The 19,386-nt window shown below is 68.1% G+C and carries 19 protein-coding genes; 10 read left to right on the top strand and 9 right to left on the bottom strand.

Annotation, left to right across the window (positions count from 1 at the left end; translation table 11 throughout):
- Positions 1–29 precede the first annotated feature (29 nt).
- On the bottom strand, positions 30–3,227 hold the full coding sequence (locus ACT4N7_RS15760; protein WP_444829474.1) for an FG-GAP-like repeat-containing protein: 3,198 nt from the start codon (positions 3,225–3,227) through the stop codon (positions 30–32).
- A gap of 92 nt (positions 3,228–3,319) precedes the next feature.
- A complete protein-coding gene (locus ACT4N7_RS15755) occupies positions 3,320–3,595 on the bottom strand; it encodes a hypothetical protein (RefSeq protein WP_444829473.1) in 276 nt (91 codons plus the stop codon).
- Here ACT4N7_RS15755 and ACT4N7_RS15750 point away from each other — a divergent pair.
- The 3 genes from ACT4N7_RS15750 (at position 3,594) to ACT4N7_RS15740 (ending at position 7,192) form a co-directional block, all read left to right on the top strand.
- A complete protein-coding gene (locus ACT4N7_RS15750; protein WP_444829472.1) occupies positions 3,594–4,031 on the top strand; it encodes a protein-tyrosine phosphatase family protein in 438 nt (145 codons plus the stop codon). The genes ACT4N7_RS15755 and ACT4N7_RS15750 overlap by 2 nt on opposite strands.
- 230 nt (positions 4,032–4,261) lie before the next feature.
- Positions 4,262–6,190, top strand: coding sequence for a S8 family peptidase (locus ACT4N7_RS15745; protein WP_444829471.1), 1,929 nt, complete (start codon positions 4,262–4,264; stop codon positions 6,188–6,190).
- A 219-nt stretch (positions 6,191–6,409) separates the two neighbouring features.
- Entirely contained in the window at positions 6,410–7,192 is a 783-nt protein-coding gene (locus ACT4N7_RS15740) for a putative protein N(5)-glutamine methyltransferase (RefSeq protein ID WP_444829470.1), read from the top strand.
- A 49-nt stretch (positions 7,193–7,241) separates the two neighbouring features.
- Here ACT4N7_RS15740 and dinB read toward each other — a convergent pair whose 3' ends face one another.
- The gene (gene dinB, locus ACT4N7_RS15735) at positions 7,242–8,438 is read right to left on the bottom strand and encodes a DNA polymerase IV (protein ID WP_444829469.1); all 1,197 of its coding nucleotides are present in this window, start codon (positions 8,436–8,438) and stop codon (positions 7,242–7,244) included.
- 73 nt (positions 8,439–8,511) lie between these two features.
- Between dinB and ACT4N7_RS15730 the strand changes: the two genes are divergently transcribed.
- Positions 8,512–9,138 (top strand): DUF998 domain-containing protein, encoded by a 627-nt coding sequence (locus ACT4N7_RS15730; RefSeq protein ID WP_444829468.1) that lies wholly within the window; start codon positions 8,512–8,514, stop codon positions 9,136–9,138.
- Between the two features lie 23 nt (positions 9,139–9,161).
- Here ACT4N7_RS15730 and ACT4N7_RS15725 read toward each other — a convergent pair whose 3' ends face one another.
- From ACT4N7_RS15725 to ACT4N7_RS15715, 3 genes are all read right to left on the bottom strand, one after another.
- The gene (locus tag ACT4N7_RS15725; protein WP_444829467.1) at positions 9,162–9,455 is read right to left on the bottom strand and encodes a putative quinol monooxygenase; all 294 of its coding nucleotides are present in this window, start codon (positions 9,453–9,455) and stop codon (positions 9,162–9,164) included.
- Positions 9,456–9,750: 295 nt separating this feature from the next.
- Positions 9,751–10,473 carry a PP2C family protein-serine/threonine phosphatase gene (locus ACT4N7_RS15720; protein WP_444829466.1) on the bottom strand — a complete coding sequence of 241 codons (723 nt, stop codon included), beginning with the start codon at positions 10,471–10,473 and terminating at the stop codon, positions 9,751–9,753.
- Positions 10,474–10,580: 107 nt separating this feature from the next.
- Entirely contained in the window at positions 10,581–11,462 is an 882-nt protein-coding gene (locus ACT4N7_RS15715) for a helix-turn-helix domain-containing protein (protein ID WP_444829465.1), read from the bottom strand.
- Positions 11,463–11,595: 133 nt separating this feature from the next.
- Between ACT4N7_RS15715 and ACT4N7_RS15710 the strand changes: the two genes are divergently transcribed.
- The 3 genes from ACT4N7_RS15710 to ACT4N7_RS15700 all read left to right on the top strand — a co-directional run bounded on the left by ACT4N7_RS15710 (position 11,596) and on the right by ACT4N7_RS15700 (position 13,467).
- A complete protein-coding gene (locus ACT4N7_RS15710) occupies positions 11,596–12,138 on the top strand; it encodes a DNA-directed RNA polymerase subunit alpha C-terminal domain-containing protein (RefSeq protein ID WP_444829464.1) in 543 nt (180 codons plus the stop codon).
- Between the two features lie 538 nt (positions 12,139–12,676).
- Positions 12,677–12,934, top strand: coding sequence for a hypothetical protein (locus tag ACT4N7_RS15705; RefSeq protein ID WP_444829517.1), 258 nt, complete (start codon positions 12,677–12,679; stop codon positions 12,932–12,934).
- A complete protein-coding gene (locus ACT4N7_RS15700; protein WP_444829515.1) occupies positions 12,850–13,467 on the top strand; it encodes a hypothetical protein in 618 nt (205 codons plus the stop codon). Before ACT4N7_RS15705 ends, ACT4N7_RS15700 begins: the two co-directional genes overlap by 85 nt.
- On the opposite strand, the gene ACT4N7_RS15695 is transcribed toward ACT4N7_RS15700, so the two are convergent.
- Entirely contained in the window at positions 13,446–14,561 is a 1,116-nt protein-coding gene (locus tag ACT4N7_RS15695) for a hypothetical protein (protein ID WP_444829463.1), read from the bottom strand. The genes ACT4N7_RS15700 and ACT4N7_RS15695 overlap by 22 nt on opposite strands.
- Before the next feature lie 173 nt (positions 14,562–14,734).
- Here ACT4N7_RS15695 and ACT4N7_RS15690 point away from each other — a divergent pair, with 173 nt between their 5' ends.
- Complete coding sequence (locus ACT4N7_RS15690; protein ID WP_444829462.1) at positions 14,735–15,100, top strand: RNA-binding S4 domain-containing protein; 366 nt, start codon at positions 14,735–14,737, stop codon at positions 15,098–15,100.
- Positions 15,101–15,173: 73 nt separating this feature from the next.
- Here ACT4N7_RS15690 and ACT4N7_RS15685 read toward each other — a convergent pair whose 3' ends face one another.
- Positions 15,174–16,043 carry an alpha/beta hydrolase gene (locus ACT4N7_RS15685; protein ID WP_444829461.1) on the bottom strand — a complete coding sequence of 290 codons (870 nt, stop codon included), beginning with the start codon at positions 16,041–16,043 and terminating at the stop codon, positions 15,174–15,176.
- 758 nt (positions 16,044–16,801) lie between these two features.
- Between ACT4N7_RS15685 and ACT4N7_RS15680 the strand changes: the two genes are divergently transcribed.
- A complete protein-coding gene (locus tag ACT4N7_RS15680; RefSeq protein WP_444829460.1) occupies positions 16,802–17,140 on the top strand; it encodes an EF-hand domain-containing protein in 339 nt (112 codons plus the stop codon).
- A 96-nt stretch (positions 17,141–17,236) separates the two neighbouring features.
- Complete coding sequence (locus tag ACT4N7_RS15675) at positions 17,237–18,751, top strand: Vps62-related protein (protein ID WP_444829459.1); 1,515 nt, start codon at positions 17,237–17,239, stop codon at positions 18,749–18,751.
- 204 nt (positions 18,752–18,955) lie between these two features.
- On the opposite strand, the gene ACT4N7_RS15670 is transcribed toward ACT4N7_RS15675, so the two are convergent.
- The coding region (locus ACT4N7_RS15670) for a response regulator transcription factor (protein WP_444829458.1) at positions 18,956–19,386 on the bottom strand (431 nt) is incomplete at its 5' end.

Here is a 19,386-nt window from a genome sequence, read left to right as displayed (position 1 = left end):
ATACACCCCTGATGGCGAAGTCGAATGGATCAGTGGAAGGTGGTTCGATCCCAGTCCAGGCCCCAGTCACCGCTGTCCCAGCGCAGTGCGCCCGCACCGAACGCGGTACCGGTCGAGGTGTGCGCCCACAATGCAGTGCGGTTGTTCGGGTACCGGTACAGGTGCGCGACGTCGTCTCGGCCGTCACCGTCGAAGTCTCCGGCGACGATCTTCATTCGAGACCAGTCCGCCCAGCCTGCCGGGCCGGTGAACCAAGTGGTTGGTGCTTGCACACCGGTTGTCGTGCCGGTGAAGATCCAGATTCGGAAGTTGGCGTTGTAGTACTCGTAGAACGCGATCACATCGTCCTTGCCGTCGCCGTTGGAGTCGGCGACGACTGGCTTCATCCGATTCCAGTCCCATTGGAACGGTCCGCTGTTCCACGCCTCGGTGCCCGCACCGAACGCCAACCCGGACGAGTAGTGGATCCAGAGCCTGGTTTGCTCGTCTGGATACGAATAGAAATGGGCAACATCCGAGTCGCCGTCACCGTCGAAATCTCCGGCCACAACCTTCATGCGGTTCCAGTCGGCCCAACCCGCCGCGGGAGTCTGCCACCACATCGTCGGGGCCGCGATACCGGTGCCCGTGCCGAGGAATGCCCACATCCCGATGTGCGGCGAGTCGTAGTTGTACACGGCGGCCACGTCGTCCTTGCCGTCGCCGTTGAAGTCCCCGGTGACTGGTTTCACCCGGTTCAAGTCCCAGGAGCCAGGCCCGCTGTCCCAGGCCGGGACCGTCGGAATGTCGTAGCCGATGCCGTTGGCATAGAACAGCCAGAGGGTGAGGCGATTGCCGCCTTCGTCTCGAAGCACCACGAGATCGCTGCGGCCGTCGCCGTTGAAGTCGCCCACGCCGGTCTTGATCCGGTCGGCGCGAAAGTTGGTGTTGGGACCGCTCTCCCAGGTATGCGACGGTGCATACACCGACTGTCCGGTCGAGACGAAGGTCAGGAACGCCGTCTCGTCCGCGTCCACCTGCCGGACCGCGGTCACATCGGCCAGCGCGTCCGCGTTGACGTCGTGCCGGACAGGGGGCGGTGGCGGGACGGGCTCATCGGGGTAGAACGGGTATGCCCGATAGGTGTCACTGCGGTTGCCCGCCCGGTCGACGCTGTAGACGTACATGGTCTGCGGCCTGCTGGTCGTGGCCGTGACCGGAACCGACGCCAGCCTCCCGGTACCGGGGCCTGCGGGGATGAAGTATGTGGTGCCCTCGGCAAGTCGGTAGCGGTAGCCGTGGACGTCTGGATCCGCGGAGGTGAAGGTGAACTCGCCGCGACTGCCTGCCGGGATGCCGAGATCGTTTTCGGGGAACGCGGCCGAACTCACCACCGGAATTGCGGTCGGCCGGGTGGTGTCGACGGCGAACTCGCATGACCCGGACCACGGCCCCCACACCCGGCCGTCCCCGCTGCGAGCTCGCCAGGTGTAGACGTTGCCGTCCTGGAGTGCGGCCACCGGAACTACCGCCGAGAACCGGGAGCCGGTCGCCACGAACGGGTGCCGGTAGCTCCCGATCTTGCTGCCACCGTGGTGGTACCACTCGAACTCGACCTCGACATTGCCGCCGTCGACATCGGCGCCCGTGGCGAACAGGGTCGGACTCGTGTTCGTGACTGGGCGACCACCGCCAGTCGCACACGGCAGATTGATGTCGGCATACAGGTCCGCGGGCACGTTCGGCGCGGTGTTGTACTCGATCACCAACTGCGGGTCGGGGCTGAACTTCTTCCAGAAGAACGGGTCCTGATTGTTCTCCGCCTGTTCTGGAGCCTGCAAGGACAAGACCGTGTGCGCGTAGCCGTTCGATGTGGCCTCACTCACCGCCGACAGCGCGTTGAACTCGACGACGCCCGGCGCGCACGTCCCCGTTCCGCCCGACCTCTTCGCCGCAGTCAGCGAACCGATGTAACGCCGCCACGGCTGGTTATTCCACGTCGTACCCGGCCCGATGTCCCCACCGGCCCACAACTGCACCTCGCGCTGGGTGCACGACCATCCACCCCACAGGTTCACCCGGAACTGGGCGCTGATGATGTCCTTGCCATTGAGGGCACCCGTTCCCATGCGGAAATACGAACGCTGGGTCGTGTTGTCGGTCGCCTCGAATCCCGCATTGGAACCGACCTCACGGCCATAAGACCAGTACGACTGATCCGGGAACTTGCGATTCACATACGTCCACGCCCATGCGCCCGCGGTAAACCACGGGTCGACCATCACCGGGTACGCGGTGTCGGCTCCGGTGAGCAGGTTCTGGTCGGGAACAACGGTCAGCTCTCCAGAACTGACCGCTACCGGCATGGCAGCCAGTTTCCGTGCCCGCTGCCCAACTCCGGCCTCCCCAACGTCAGGCTGGTCCCCGGAATCCCACATCAGTGCGGTCCCAGCGCCGAACACCACCCTGCCACCACTGTCCACAGCAGACACCGAGCCAGCCGCCGCATCACGGCGCAACTCCAGATCCTTGGTCGTATAGCGGAAACTCAGCGATCGCAGCGCGGGGTTGGCGGCCGCGACACGATCCTTGACCACAACGAGTAGCCGCGCACCAGTCGATTCGGCACGCATCTGCACATCGACACCCGCAAGCACATCGCGATAGGTCGCCGTGTCCCCCGCAAGATCGGGAACGGGAAGGTTTCCAGGCCACGACAACGACAACTGCTTTCCCTCGCGCCCCAACACCACCAACGGCGACGAACCACCAGCCGACAACGCCACCTCGGCAGCCGATGCGACCGGTACAACGCGGCCGCCCACCATCCGCAACGTCGTGTCAATGTCGACCCACCGGCCGTCCTGACGAGTGCGCACAGGCAAACTGTGCTGCTCCAACGTCACGGTGCCCGAAGGATTCGCGAACACCCGCCCGGTCTCGGTCCGCTGGTCCAGCACCTCCACGCGGCCACCGGACGCCACAGCGGCAGCCTTCGCCGACCGCTCATCCGCCGCTTCGGTCACAACAGGTCCAGCAGCCGACGAGCGGCGCTCCGAACCCTCGGCCGTGACGCCGTCAACCCCCACGACCGTCAAGAGCACGGCACACAACAACAAACCAACTCGGCCTGACATCGAAACATCCCCCTGTGCCCGAGCGCGCCCCCCGACGACTCGCCACCCCAGTAAGCCGACCAAACTATCCAAGCAGACCGAAACACCTGGAAAGACCCAAACGGGTGACATTCCGCCACAGTCGACAACGCCCACAGTGCACCGCACGCTGAGCCAGCGTTGCGGGGACCACCAGGAGCCGCACTGGGCGGCGGCGGCCAGGCTCAGTAGTTGTTGTTCCAGCCTCGATTGATGTCACTCGCCTGCGAAGGGGCGCCGACTCGGAGCACATCCCACCGACGCAGCGGCTCGGCGGAGTTCTTCAGGGTGATCCGGTCGCCGACCTTGACGCGTGGCTCGACCCAGCAGGTCAGGTAACGGTTGTCCGATCGCAGGTCCACCTGCACCTTCATGGTCGTCATGGCGGCCAAGGTAACCGACTGGGGCACGCGCTGACGACCCAATTCGGACGCCGACCGATCAGGGATCATGTAGGGCATGAAGAACCTCACCGGCGCGATCCGGCTGCCCGATGGGACCTGGGTCCGGGGTCGCGGCCTGCGCGATCCGCTGCCGCCCGGCGACGTCCCCGATCGGGGACTCTATCTGGGTACCCGGAAGCTCCGCGACCGCCACGAGTCCACCCTGCGCTGGCCGCACGACTGGGTTGCCTGGCCGGACTTCCTGCTGCCGCGCGACCGAGACGGTGCCGTGCGCCAGATCCGTGCGCTGCACGACGACGCGTGCGCGGGGCGTCGGGTCGAAGTGGCCTGTGGCGCGGGTATCGGCCGCACCGGCACCGTCATCGCCTGCCTCGCCGTCCTTTCTAGACTGTCCACATCGGACGCAATCGAGTGGACTCGGGCGAACTATCACCACAAGGCCGTGGAAACCCCGTGGCAGCGCGGCTGGGTCGCCCGCTTTCCCGCGAAGTGAACCGATCCGCCGTTCGGCGGACACCGGTCCGGCAATCATCGCAGGCGAGTGAATCGGGTTGGCGTATCAAGGAAATCGGCCGCCTCGAACGGCCGCAGGCATCGCCTGATCCGACGATTGTCCGCACCGGCCGCCGACGTTAGCGTCCTGATCACGACCGCGCGATCGATCCCCACCTCATCCCGGCCCGCCGTGTATTCGGCGGGCCGACCGCACGAGGAGAGTCCGCTATGGGAAGCAGATCCTGGACCCGGCGACTGGCCGGGCTGGGCACGATCGCGGCGACGGCCGTCACCCTGACCGCGATCACGCCGTGGACCGCGGCGGCCGAGGGTGAGATCCTCGGCGCGGGCAGCGCGACGGCCATCGAGGACAGCTACATCGTGGTCTACAAGGAGGGCCTGGCGACCACCGACGCGCTGACGGACACCCTGTCCGCCAAGTACGACGCCAAGATCGACTACACCTACCGGCACGCCCTGCGCGGGTTCGCGGGCACGCTCAGCGCGAAGGCCGCCCGGCAGTTGGCCGCCGAGCCCGATGTGGCCTACGTGCAGCAGAACGGCACCGTCGAACTGGCCGCCACGCAGCTCAATCCGCCGTCCTGGGGGCTGAACCGGATCGACCAGCGGAACCTGCCGCTGGACAACGCCTACACCTACCCGAACACCGCGGCCAACGTCACCGCCTACATCATCGACACCGGCATCCGCACCACGCACAGCGACTTCGGCGGCCGCGCCCTCTGGGGCACGAACACCGTCGACGGCAACAACACCGACTGCAACGGGCACGGCACGCACGTGGCGGGCACGGTCGGCGGCACGTCCTACGGCGTGGCCAAGGGTGTGCGGCTGATCGCGGTGAAAGTGCTCAACTGCGCGGGTTCCGGCTCGTTCGCCGGAGTGGCCGCGGGCATCGACTGGGTGACCGGGCACCACACGTCCGGCCCGGCGGTGGCCAACATGAGCCTCGGCGGCTCCGGCAGCGACCCGACCGGCGAGGCCGCGGTACGCCGGTCCATCGCCGACGGCGTGACGTACTCGATCGCGTCCGGCAACTCCAACTCCAGCGCGTGCAACTTCACCCCGGCCAGGGTCGCCGAGGCGATCACGGTCAACGCCTCCACCATCAACGACGCCCGCGCGTCGTTCTCCAACTACGGCACGTGCAGCGACATCTTCGCCCCCGGCGAGAGCATCACCTCGGCGTGGAGCAGCAGCGACAGCGCGACCAACACGATCAGCGGCACCTCGATGGCCGCCCCGCACGTGGCGGGCGGCGCGGCGCTGATCCTGGGCGGCAGCCCCGGTCTGACGCCCGCCCAGGTGGCCAGCACGATGTTCACCAACTCGACGCCGAACAAGATCACCAACCCGGGTTCGGGCTCGCCGAACCGGCTGCTGTTCGTCAACACCGGGGGCGGCACACCGGGCGGCCCGTCGGTGAACAACCCGGGCAGCCAGACCACCTTGCGCAACACCGCGGTCAGCCTCCAGATGTCCGCTACCGGCGACACCACGCCCTACGCCTGGTCGGCCACCGGCCTGCCCGCCGGGCTGTCCATCAACACCACCACCGGCCGGATCACCGGCTCGCCGACCACGGTCAACACCTACTCCGTGACCGTCACGGCCAGGGACACCGCCAACCGGACCGGCAGCACGTCGTTCGGGTGGACGGTCAACCAGAACCTGGACGGGACCTACGCCTGCTCGATCCCCCCGGGCTACACCTGGGACCAGGTCGTCAACCAGCTCAATGTCTGCAACCCCAGCGGTTTCGCCAACAGCTACCGGCTGCGGAGTCCGGCGAACAACATCTACGTCTGCTCGGTGCCGTCCGGGTACGTCTGGGACCAGGTGTCCAACCAGCTCAATGTCTGCAACCCCAGCGGTTTCGCCAACAGCTACCGGCTGCGCGCCCCGGGTGACAACTTCTACGCGTGCTCGATTCCCGCGGGCCACACCTGGGACCGGGTCGTCAACCAGCTCAATGTGTGCAACCCCAGCGGTTTCGCCAACAGCTACAACGTCCGGGTGCCGGTCGTCGGGCTCTGGGCGTGCTCGGTGCCGTCTGGCTTCAGCTACAGCCAGGTGAGCAACCAGCTCAACGTGTGCAACCCCAGCGGCTTCGCCAACAGCTACCGACTGAGCTAAGTGGACAGTCCCGGGGTGGCTCCACTTGAGCCACCCCGGGCCCGCCTGCTGAGACCACTGACGGTCTCCCCGCGGTTCAGGTAGTGTGGTTGTGATCGACAGGGTCGGAATCGAGGAGGTGGGAACCCCATGATCGCTGGTCCAGGGCGGGTGCTCTCCTCGCGTGTCCGACTGATCTGACGAGAGAGCGCCCGGCGGCAACCCCCGAAAGGCGCGCTCATGTCACCGCACTCCGTCATCGTCGCCAGGCTCCGCGCCGCGGGCTGTGTCTTCGCCGAGGACGAGGCCCGCCTGCTCGTCGCCGCGGCGCGCACGCCCACCGACCTCACCGCCCTGGTTGACCGGCGCGCCGCGGGCGAGCCGCTCGAACACCTGCTCGGCTGGGCGGAGTTCTGCGGGCTGCGGATCGCGGTCGACCCCGGTGTCTTCGTCCCGCGGCGGCGCACCGAATTCCTTGTCCGCGAGGCCATCGCACTCGCCGACCGGCCGGGTGCGGTGATCGTCGACCTGTGCTGCGGCTCGGGTGCGGTGGGTGCCGCGCTGGTCGCGGCGCTGGACGGGGTCGAGTTGCACGCCGTGGACATCGATCCGGCCGCGGTGCGGTGCGCCCGGCGCAACGTCGCCGCCGGTCGGGTGTACGAGGGCGACCTCTACGCGCCGCTGCCCGCCGACCTGCGCGGGCGCGTCGACGTCCTGGTGGTCAACGCGCCGTACGTGCCGTCCGCCGCGATCCGGCTGCTGCCCCCGGAGGCCCGCCTGCACGAGCCGCGGCAGGCCCTCGACGGCGGCCCCGACGGCCTGGACACCCAGCGGCGGGTGACCGCAGCGGCCCGGGACTGGCTGGCGCCCGGCGGCCACCTGCTCATCGAGACCAGCGAACACCAGGCGCCGCAGACGATCGACGCCGTCGTTCACGCCGGCCTGACCGCACGAACGACCGACTCCGCCCAATACCACGCCACCGTCGTCATCGGTACACTCCATAGTGGACTGAAGCGATAGGTAACGAGGCTCCGCCGAACGCTCCACAGTGGATCCACACGGCTGACCGTCAATCCGGCAGCAGCGGAACCGACACCCCCGGATCCCGGCCCAACAGCACCGCCCTGGTCACCGCGACCGACCCGAACCGCGCACGCACCAGGTCGACGGCGACGTCGAGACACCCGGTGTCCGGCGTGTCGAAGTGGAACGCGAGTTGGACGGCGTCGTCGTTGCCGAGGTTGGCCAACGTCAAGCCGATCAGGGTGATCCCGTTGTCGCGGATCAGCGGCAGGGCCGAGCGCAGCAGGGTGCGGGCGGCCGCCATGATCTGGTCGGTGTCGCCGGTGGCCTCGGCCAGGGTGTGCGACCGGGTCGCTCGGGTGTAGTCGGCGAAGCGCAGGCGCAGCGTCACGGTGCGGCAGACCCGGTGGGCGCCGCGCAGCCTGCGGGCGAGCCGGTCGGCGATGGCGACGACGGTGGCGTCGAGGTCGGCGGGGGTGCGCGGCGCGCGGCCGAGGGCGCGCTGCGACCCGATCGACCGGCGACGGCGACCGACCCGCACCTGGCGCGGGTCGCGGTTGTGCGCCAAGGCGTGCAAGTGGCGTCCGGCGGCCCGGCCCAGCAGCGACACCAGCGTCGACTCGGTCAACTCGGACACCTCGCCGACCGTCTTGATCCCCAGGTCGCGCAGCTTGGCCGAGGTCACCCGCCCCACGCCCCAGAGCCGCTCGACCGGGAGCGGGTGCAGGAACGCCAACTCCGCCTCCGGCGCCACCACCAGCAGCCCGTCCGGCTTGGCGACCGCGCTGGCCACCTTGGCGAGGAACTTGGTGCGCGCCACACCGACCGTGATCGGCAGCCCGACCCGGCTCAGCACGTCGGCGCGCAGCCGGGCGGCGATCTCCGCGGGCGTCCCCGCGATCCGCCACAGGCCCGCGACCTCCAGGAACGCCTCGTCGATCGACAGCCCCTCGACCAGCGGCGTGGTGTCGCGGAAGACCTCGAACACCGCCTTGCTCGCCTCGGCGTACGCCGACATCCGCGGCGCCACCACCGTCGCGTGTGGACAGAGACGGCGCGCCTCGGCGCCGCCCATCGCGGTGCGCACGCCGCGGGACTTCGCCTCGTAGCTGGCCGCGAGCACCACTCCCCCGCCCACGATCACCGGCCGTCCGCGCAGCCAGGGTTTGTCGCGCTGCTCGACCGACGCGTAGAACGCGTCGAGGTCGGCATGCAGGATCGTCGCCCGGGCTGACACGAACATATGTTCGCACGCGGCACCGACAATCGGGCGCTACGGTTTGCCCCGCACCCCGACCGCCGGACCGAAGGCGACCATGACACTCGTTCACTCGTACCTGTTCCTGCGCCGCGCCGTCGGCCTGCTCGGCATGGCGCTGCCGGTGGTGCTGATCACCGGCACCCTGCTCGCGGGCGGCGGCCTGCTCAACTCGATCAGCGGCTACTACTACAGCGACCTGCGCGACGTCTACGTCGGCACCATGTGCGCGATCGGCGTGTTCCTGCTGTCCTACCGCGGATACGGGCGCGTCGACGACGTCGCGGGCAACGTCGCCGCGGTCGCGGCGGTCGGCGCGGCCCTGTTCCCGACCAGGCCCGAGAACCCGACGCAGGCCGAGCAGGTGATCGGCGTCCTGCACATCGTGTTCGCGGCGGCGTTCTTCCTGACCCTCGCGTACTTCTGCCTGGTCCTGTTCCGCAAGACCGACCAAGAGCACCCCGGCCCGCGCAAGATCCAGCGCAACCAGGTCTACCTCGCCTGCGGGGTGATCATGCTGGTGTGCCTGGCCCTCATCGCGGTGCTCGCCTGGTTCTTCGACGCCGCGACCCGGGACCTGCGTCCCGCGCTGTGGCTGGAAACCGTCGCGATCCTCGCCTTCGGCGTGGCCTGGCTGATCAAGGGCGAGACCCTGCTGCGCGACCGGTCGCCCGCCCGCCCCTGACGCCGGGGCGGGCGGCGGGGCGGCTACTTGGCGGCCAGTACCTCGGCCGGGTTGATCTCCGGCGGCGCGCTCAGCAGACGGTCCGCGTTGGCCATCAGCGCGGCTGCGATCGGCCCGGACAGGTGCGCCTGGCGCTCCGCCTCACCGGGGAACGCGTCGACGATCCAGAACGTCGTCTCGTCGGTGCGCAGCGCGAGCCACACCGGCGTGCCGGGCTCCTCGTTGGCCAGCGCGACCGCGTCGGTGAGAAACGCGGCGACCTCGTCCACGGTGTCCGGCTTGGCGGTCAACTTCACGACGAGTCCTACGGTGATCATGCTTGTGCCCTTCCGGCGGGTACGACTGGTTCCGATTCCGACAGTAGGCGATGAACCGCGACCTGGCCCGCGCACTGCCGCGACACACCGGCCCACATCTGGTCGACCAGCGACCAACCCAGGGACGACTACCCGCTGACACCAGGGGTCGGAAAGCCCAACTAGTCCAATTTGGACAGTCCGATCGACATCGAGACCGCGCGCCGAACATTTGCCGCGCAACACCGGCCAGAGCGTCGACCGGTGGCCGCGCCCCAAGTCGGCCATACCCGCGCGCCCTGCTCCGCCGACTCCGCTACGCCCCGGGCGCGAGTCGGTCCACCACGAGTGCGGTGGCGTTATCCCTGCCGCCCAAGCGGTGGGCGGTGTCCACCAGGGTCTCGGCGGCGTGGCCGACAGCCTGTTCGTCGGCGAGGACCGTCTTGATCCCGATCATCCCGAGCGTCTTGTGCACCCCGTCGGTACTCAGCAGCAGCCGACCGACGGACCCGGTGCCCGCCTGGCCGATGCCTGCCGGGCGGACCGTGCGCACCGATGTGGTCACCACGTGCTCCATCCGCGGCGTGGCGGACTGCCCGCACGCCCGCAGGTACTCGGCGAGGGTGTGGTCGGCGGTGACCTGGTGGAGCACCCTGCCGTTCCACCGGTACGCACGGCAGTCGCCAACCCAGGCGATGTCGCACGGTCCGTCGTCCACCGGCAGTACCGCCACGACGAGCACGCTGTCCGCGGCGGGCTGGGCGAACTCGCGCAGCAGTTCCTGTTGCGCGGCAAGGATCGCGGCCCGTGCGCCCGCCCGGGCGCCGACCCGCGCCGCGACCGTCGCGACGGTGCGCGCGGCCCGCGCGGCGAGCAGGTGGTCGCCGATCCCGTCGGCGACCGCGAAGGCCGCGCGGCCGGTGACCGGGTCAGTCGCGGTGGCGACGGCGTCGGCGTTGATCGACCGCGGACCGCGCCCGCTGCACGACTCCGACATGATGGCGACGGAGTGGGGTATCGGGATGGCGTTGGTGTGCATGACGTGGCCTCCTCGGGCGGGCCGCACCGGTCACCAAGGGCCGGTGACACCAGTCAACGGGCTCAACCCGTGGAATGGCTGTGAGCCGCCTGAGAAGTCCACCCGGATTACTTCTTCATCGCCCGCTCGATGAGCTGGCGCGAGGTCTTCGGATCGGCGGCCAGCGTGCGCAGTCTGTCCAGCACCCGCTGGTACTCGCCGAGGTCTTCGGGCCGCTCCAGGTACGTCGCGCTGGTCAGCATCTCGACGTAGACCAGGCCGGGGTCGTGCTCCATCTCGGGCGGGAAGGTCATCAAGGTGAACGTGCCACCGTTCTTGACCGGCGTCGAGCCCGCGTCGAACGGCAGCACCTGGATGTCGATCCGCGGCCGCTCGGACATGGTGAGCAGGTGCTCGAACTGGGCACGCATCGTCTCGGCGTCGCCGCGAATGCGGTAGAGCACCGACTCGTCCAACACGACACCGAGGTGCAGCGGGTTGTCCACGCGGTCGAGGATCTGCTGGCGCCGCATGCGCACCTCCAGCGATTCCTGGACCTGCTCGTCGGTGAGAGCCGGGTCGCCGCGGAGCACGGCCTCGGCGTAGTCGCGGGTCTGGAGCAGACTGGGCACCACGGTGCTGTCGAAGCTGGACAGCCCGGCGGCGCCGGACTCCAGGCCGAGATAGAGGCCGAACCAGCCGGGCACGGCGCCGGACGGCGATGTCCACCAGTTCTTCGTCCGCTTGGCCGCCGACAGCAGCTCGCGCATGTACTGGATGCGGTCCTGCTTGCCGTACATGGTGAGCAGCAGTTCGAGATCGCTCGTGGGCGGCAGCCGGTCGGTCTCGATATTGCTGATGTGGCTGACGGTGCGGTCCAGCCGCCGGGCGGCCTCGGCCTGGGTCAGCCCGGCCTCGTCGCGCCATCGCCGCAGCGACGACGTGATCATGCGCCGGTACAGCACCGGGCCCGCGGACTGGAGTGCGCTGGGGAGTCCTGAGTCGTTCACAGTGCCCACCTTCTCGTGTCACCGGGTACAACACGGTAAACATCACCCGATTGTATGAACATGTTCGAGTTGACGTTGTGGATTAAACACTGTCATATAGCAAGACGGCTAGCACACGATAGGGATGATCACCGTGACACGCCAACGACTCTCGCCCGCCCCGGACGGCTACCAGGTGATCCTGCACCCGAGCCCGGACAGGCACCGCCGGGCAGGCACCGACCACCGCACCCTGGGCGTGGCTCTGCGGACCGTCCTCGACCGGTTCGCGCACGGCACCGCCGCCGCGGCCACCGTCGTCGATCCCCGCGCGCCCCACGGCGTCCCGGGCCCGCGCGTCCTGCTCGCCCGGACCGGCGCGCGCACCATCCTCGTCACCGGGCACCGGCCGCTCGCCGCGACCGTGGCCCGCGCGCTCACCGCGGGCGAGCAGCCCACCTGGCGCCCGCACGCCGCGCCTGCCGCGACGACCCCGCTGGACACCATGGCGCTGAGCACGCGCGCGGCCAATCTGCTGAACAGCGTCGGCATCGGCACCGTGGAGGAACTCGCCGCCGTACCCGGGCGCATCCTGGTCCACATCGACTTCCTCGGACCGACGATCCTCGCCCAGATCCGCCGGAAGCTCGACCACCGACCCCGCCCTGACCAGGCCATTTCCGAACGAGCCGGGTAAAATCGGACGCGGCGGGAGCGGCACCACTGCTACGGTCCCGGCATGCAGCGCGCTGGTCGGACGACGACGCCGGAGAGTGTCCCGGCGCGCTGACAGTTGCCTTTGTCGACAAGCCCCGGGCGAGTGCCCCGGGGCTTCGCGGTGTCGTCACCCGCCTCGAAAGTCCGCGAGGAGACCCGCGATGCACGATCACCGCGAACTTGGCCTGTGGGCGAGCAGGTCGTCCTGCGGCCGAGCCTGTGCCCCCACCACGCGCTGATCTACCGCTCCCGCGCCCACAGCTACCGCGAACTGCCGCTGCGGCCGGCCGAACTGGGCGGCATGTACCGCGCCGAGTTGATCGAAGTCCTCGACAGTTCAGGGGTGGCCTACGAGGCCGTCGATGGCGAGGCGGCGTTCTACGGCCCCAAGATCGACGTCCAGATCGCCGACAGCGCGGGCCGCGAGTCCACCCTGTCGACCGCAGATCGACTTCCACCAGCCGGAGCAGTTCGATTTGCACTACATCGGCGCAGACGGGGCCAAACACCGGCCGGTCATGGTCCACCGCAGCATCATCGGCAGCGTGGAGCGGGCCGTCGCGCACCTCATCGAACTGCGCGGCGGGGCCTTCCCCGGCCGGCTCGCGCCCACCCAGCTCGCCGTGCTCCCGATCTCCGACGCCGAATTGCCCCGGCCGCCGAATTCCAGCGGGCGTGCGTCGACCGCGGGCTGCGCGCGGAGGTCGTCGGGCCGGACCACGGGTCGCTGGGCGCCCGCATCCGGGCCGCCCGGCTCGTGCCGTACCAGGCCGTGATCGGCGCCAACGAGGCCGCCGACGACCAGGTGGCGCTTCGGCTGCGAGACGGTCGGCGGCTGCCCGCCCTGCCCGCCACCGACGTCCTGACCAGCGTCAACACCCTGATCGAGCACACAGCGTCGACCTCTGGCACACCGACTAGGGCGGCGACGGGGTCGCGGTCACCATGCGTCCCGGAGAATGTCCGTCGCTGTCTCCGGGTCGGTCGTGTCGGGCCGCTGGGCCGACTCCCGCACGATCTCGTCGAGTCGGCGCTCGTGCGCCGCCGCCAGCGCCGCGCGCTGATCCTCCGGCAGCGCCATGAAATCCCGCAGGAACGACTGCACGGCCGTCCGCCCCGGCGACCCTTCGGTCAGACCGGCCACGTACTCGCGGCCACTGATCTTCCCGTCCCGCAACGCGATCAGCCGCTCACGGGTCACCGGATCGTCCACATGGGACACCGCGTCGTCGAGCATGCGACGGCGCAGCTCCCGCTCGGCGCCCGCCCGCGACCTGTCGTGACCGGTCATGACAGCGGGAAGACGTAGGGCTCGTCGGGCAGCGGGGCCAGATCCACGCCGGGCACGGTCAACGCGGCGGTGCCCTGGGCGGCCACCTGGCCGCCGCCGAGGATGTCCATCCCGGCTTGGATCGTCTGGATCAACGCGGACAGATCCTCGTAGTAGCGGTAGACATCCGCCGCCAGTTCGCCGATTTTCCCGATCTTGTACGCCGCGTAGCCCACCGCCGAGCCTGCCGCCACGAGGTTGAGACCCGGCACCCACGACACCGCGGCCGCGGCGCCCGCCGCGATCGCCACGTCGATGGCGATGTCGAGCAGGTCCGCCAGAATCCCGGAAATCGCTTGGTAGAAACCGAAAGCGCCCTCGGCGAGCTGCGTCAACTGATCGCCGAGGTACTCGCCGAAGACCTGCGTACTGGCCACCCCCGCGGCCAGTGCGGCGAGATGGGCGTGCGCCCCGTCGGCGGCGTTTCCCTGCCAGTCGGACGCGGAGGACCGCCTGCCCGCGTCGAGGTTCTCGGCGACATCGGCGCAGCAGCGGCCGACGAAGACGCACCGGTCGGCGGTCCGGCGCACCTCCCGCCAGTCCCCGGCCGCCACCCCGAGCAGCGGCTCGAAGATGTCGATGTCGAATGCCCGCCGAACGACCTCGCGGACCGCGCCGCTGACGCTGAGCAGGTCACTTTCGAGCGCGTACTTCCACTCCATCTCGGCGTAGCCGGGCGCTTCGACGAGGTGCCGCCGCGGCGGCGCCGTCACGTCCTCGTATCCGTGGTGCGAGAACGGACCCAGTTCGGAAAGCGGAACCGCGGGTTGGGCAGGCACCTGGAAGTCGAGGATCGCCGCGTTCCCGGAGTCGACGCTCGCGTACTTGGTGGCGGCGGCGCCGACAGCCTGCGCGGCGAGATCGGTGATCGAGGCCGCCCTGGTCGTGTAGTGCGCGAGCGCCTCGAAGGCGGCCTGGACCCTGGGCTGCAACGGTTCCAGGATTCCGGTATACGGGTCCAACCACTCGACCTGGTACGCGTACGTCTCCGCGGCGCTGAGATCATCATGGCCGCGGGCGATCAACTCGGACAGTTCGGTGAGCGCGTCCGGGTCGACCTGGAATCCGGTCATCGTGCGTCCTCTGCGGTCGGGGGACTCGGTCGGTGCTCAGAGCGGCACCGACCGCGGCGGGTTCCGATCCGGCCCGGAACCGGAGCATTCGCAAACCACGGCGGATATCCGGCTCTTTCACGGCGTCGACCGCCGCCGCGGACTGGCGAGCCGGGAAGGCATCATGTACCACTGTGGAGTCCACCCGTGTGGATCGCTGGCTGTGGGCGATCCGGCTGACCAAGACCCGACCGGACGCCGTCGCGGCCTGCCGGGGCGGACATGTGCGCGTCAACGACCGACCCGCCAAACCCGCGACAACGGTGTCCCCCGGCGACGAGGTGCGCGCCCGCGTCGGCGGCACGGTCCGCGTCGTCGAAGTGGTGCGGGTGATCCAGAAACGGGTCGGGCAGACCGACGCCGCCACCTGTTTCATCGACCGGACACCCGCCCCTCCCCCGGAGACAGCCACGCCCGTCGCCCGCCGCGACCGAGGAACCGGGCGACCGACGAAACGGGAGCGCCGGGTACTCGACAGATTCCGCACGGACCAACCCTGAGAGCGGGTGTTATCACCCTTCGGACCCTGGACGTACCGGAGTCTCGGCCCCTTGGCGGCGGAACGGCTGACGGCTATGCCATGGCGCGGGTGAGGGTGTCCGCGACCATCGCCATCGTGGTGCGCGCCCGGATCGGGTCCTCGCTGAGGAAGTAGTGGTCGCTGTGGGGTGTCAGATCGTGCACGACCTCGACACCGGCCTCACGCAACCGGGTCACGTAGAGCTCCCCGTCGCGCCGCAGGGTGTCCCGTCCCGCGGTGAGCACGACCGCGGGCGGCAACCCGGACAGATCAGGAGCGAGCACCGGCGAGGCATAGGGCTGCGCTCGGGTCGCCGGGTCGGGGAAGTAGACGCGTCGGACCAGGTGGCGCAGCGCGGGGGAGATCATTCCCCGGCCGGGCGGCAGTTCCGAGGCGAGGTCGAGCGCGGGCACCCCCAGCACCTGCAACACCGCCCGAAACGACCCGGCGTCGCGCGCCTGCAGGCAGACCGAGGCGGCCAGCCCGCCGCCGGAGGAGAACCCGCCGACCGCGATCCGGTCGCCGTCCAGGCACAGCTCCGCGCCGCCGCCCGCCGCCCAGGCCGCGACGTCGTGACACTGGTGTTGAGCCACCGGATAGGCGACGTAGGGGCCGGCGCGGAAGTCGACGTTGAGCACCACCACGCGGGCGGTGGCCGCGAGATAGCGACACCACCAGTCGTCCATCTGGGGATAGCGCATCAGCCACGCGCCGCCGTGGAAGTGCACGTAGGCGGGCGCCCCGTCGCCCAGGCCGGGGGGACGGTAGACGTGCACCGGGACCCGGCCGTGCCGGGTGGCGACCCGGTGCACCCGAGGTTTCGGCAGGTCCGACCCGGCGAAGCGCAGATTCTCCCCGTAACGCACCGTCCAGCGCGCGGAGGCGTGCATCACCATCGCCCGCAGTCGGTCGTCAAGTCGCATGACCACTGTTCGGAGCCGCCGAGCAACTCGGATCGCCAGTCGACCCGATTCGCGACGTCCTGGGCTTCTACCCAGGCGAGCCGCTGTCGGGTTGAGCGCGGCGCCGAAGACGACGGCACGGTCGTGGCCTGGGTGCAAGTTCCGGCGCACTGACGTGATCCCGGGGTCGGTGCACGGTCCGCGGGGTGGAGCCCGGCCTGGGCGTTCGATGACCTGGCATCGACCCCTCCACGCCGGCATCCGTGACCGACAGCCGTTCGACGCGGCCGAGGTCCACCTGCGCCGACACCGGTTCGACCGGGTCCGAGACAAAGGCGGGCATGCCCACGACGAGCATGGCAACGAAGCCGAATGCTCCATCGCCTGGATACGAGCGATCGCTTGTCCACCACCCCTCCTTTGCTCCCGCCGATCCAGCATGCACTCAATGATTCGGCGCGGAGACAGATCACTTCGTGGTCTTCACTGCACCGTCCGCATCGGGAATCTTGTCTTGATCAATTACTTGACCGGGCAGGTGAGGAATGCCACCAAGCGCGGATTTTCCTCGATGTCGGCACCATCAGCCCTGGCGAGCCGACGAACCAGGGGGCAATCCGGCCACGAATTCGAGCAGACGCAGGTGCCCGAAAAGGCACCGACGGGCACAACACAGTCGATAAACGGCTTCAGGACCAGGTCAAACCCCTGGTCAACCGCGTCGGACCAAGTGATCATGACAGACCTTGATCATCCCCTAGGTAGCGTGAACGAACTTCGTGTGTCATGATCCGAGCGCACTGATTCGTGACGTCAATCACGTCCCAGAAGTAGTCGAATGGTTTTTTGTACAAAAGTTTCCCGACCTCCACGATGGGGGCCGACAGAGTACGGAGGGAAAGCTCATGAGCGTCGACGAAAGGGCCAAGGAAGTCGAGACTGACTTCAATGAAATTGACACCGACAATGACGGATTCATTACCGTCGCCGAGCTGAAGAAGTCGATGAAAGACGATCCCAAGGTCAGCGAAGCGAATATCGATGCAATGGTCAAATGGGCTGATGAGAACACGGATGGCAAGCTTACTCTCGCGGAATACAACAAATTGGTCAGGTAGCGCGTGCCGCACGGGTTCGGCCCGCCTGGTGCTGCCAGGCGGGTCTTCCCCTCTGGTCGTATTGACGACACCGATCCACCATGTCAGCCTAGATCAATGAAACGAAAATTCACCCCGGTATTGACGCTGACACTGGCGATGGCGGTCCTACCGTCGACATCATTCGCCAGTCCGTCCGGTCCGACCGGTGGACCGGAGTTCTTATCTTTGCAGCCCACCGACCAGTTCACCAGAATCTGGGACGATCGAGCGAGTGGCGCCGACGACGACATATCCATCTGGCGTCCGAACGTAGGCCGTCACCCCGGCTACCGCGCACTGGGCGACATTGTCATGAAAGGGTTCGGGCCGCCGTCCAACACTTTTCTGGTACGCGAAGAGGCCGACTTCCTCGCCCGTCCGGTCGGTTACCGCTGGATCTGGGACGACAAAGGCTCCGGCGGTGACCACGACGTATCATTGTGGGAACCGATACCACCGCAGGGCTACAGTTGCCTTGGCAGTATCGCGAATCCCAGATACTCCACGCCACCGTCGACCGACGCTGTTCGCTGTCTCAAGTCCACCTATACCTTACCCGGTGCCCCCGGCAAGGAATGGGACGACAGCGGATCCGGCGCTAACGACGACGTCAGTCTCTGGCAATCCAACCCAGCGGACCATCGCGGTCTGTCCCCGTCGACTTTCATCGCTCGCCAGGGCCATGGCGACAGCGGTGGCGCTCAGCGCTACCGAGTGATCAACAAGACGCTCACCGGGATGCGCGCTCTGTCTGGAGCGGCCGTCACCGTCGCTACCGCCCGCGCGTTCGCCCCCCGCGTGTGGCTGCACCCTGCCGAGTATTACTTCCCGTCGCCGGTCGAGTCCTTTCTCGACAACGTGCATGAATCCAACGGCTACTTGGTCACCAACCAGGCACTCGGTTGCGACTCCTGTACCGAACCAGCTTTCCTGGACGGAGTGCGGCCGAATTCAACCGCCGTCAGCGCCTACGCCGAAGTGATCCACCGCACCGACAACGGCGTTCCCACCGATGTCACGGACATCATCTACTGGATGTTCTATCCCTACAACAACGGCAAGCGCGTCTGTATCGGATTGATGTCGCCCGCAGGCTGCCTCGGCGGCTACAGCACCTTCGGCAACCACGTCGGCGACTGGGAGCACGTCACCCTCAGATTCATCGGAAATCGGCCCGCGAAGATCTACTACAGTCAACACGCCGATGGGCAGGAGTTCACCTTTGGCGACAAGTACGTTCGGCTGGCCGATTGGCGCCCGGACGTCTATTCGGCGAAGGGGTCACACGGTTCCTACCCGGGCGTCGGGGTCAACACGTATCGCGAACTCCCCAACGGCGCCAAGCTCACCGACGAGACCGGGGTCGGTATCCTGTGGGACACCCACTCGGCGCTTGTCCCGTTCACCTGGCAGCCGCGGGGAACCTATTCTGGATCGCTGTCCTGGCTCAATATCACAAGCCGGTGGGGCAATCCGAAATCCGGGTGCGGGATCTCCGAACCGATCAGCGGTGAATGCGTGCTCAACGACGGGCCCGTTGGCCCGATGCTCAAGGGCTACGCACAACCGCCGCTCAAACCGATGGAATGACCTGCTACCGATATTTTTCACGTTGGCTTCCTACTCCGCGTCGCGAGTCACTGTGAAGTAGGACTTGGACCGCTCTCGTCGAGACGACTCGCTGAGACTATCGCCCGGCGAAATCAGCGTTGCGGACCGAGTGGGCAGGGGACTAGGCAGGACCGCATTGACACGAGGCGCCCGAGACTGCCCGAAAGGACCACACCGGGGCGTTCATCCTCCTGACCTAGTCCCCTCGGCAGCGGCAAGCTTCTTGACCAGGTCTGTACGATTGGAGATACCGAGTTTGGCATACGCGTTACCGATGTGGTACTCGATGGTCTTGACACTGACGTACAGTTCCTTTGCGGCCGACCGGTAGGGAAACCCACGCGAAATGAGAGTAACCACCTCGCGTTCACGGTCGGTCAACCCGGACAACGGATCTGCGGGTTGCGAATCAACGTGCATGCCGCGCGCACTCAGTTCTTTGGAGCAGGTCTCCAGAAACGGGCGCGCCCCCATGGCCGCGTAACGCTCTTGGGCTGTCCGAAGCCAGTCGATTCCCGCGCGCCGCGTTCCAGGCCGACGAACGAGGAGTCGACCATAAGCTTGCTCAAGACGAGCGCGGTACAACAGCGAACTGTCATTGGGCAGGGCCGCGG

This window comes from Actinokineospora sp. (assembly GCF_052390155.1).
Taxonomy (GTDB): Bacteria; Actinomycetota; Actinomycetes; order Mycobacteriales; family Pseudonocardiaceae; genus Actinokineospora.
This window is presented reverse-complemented; position numbering and strand designations above follow the sequence as displayed.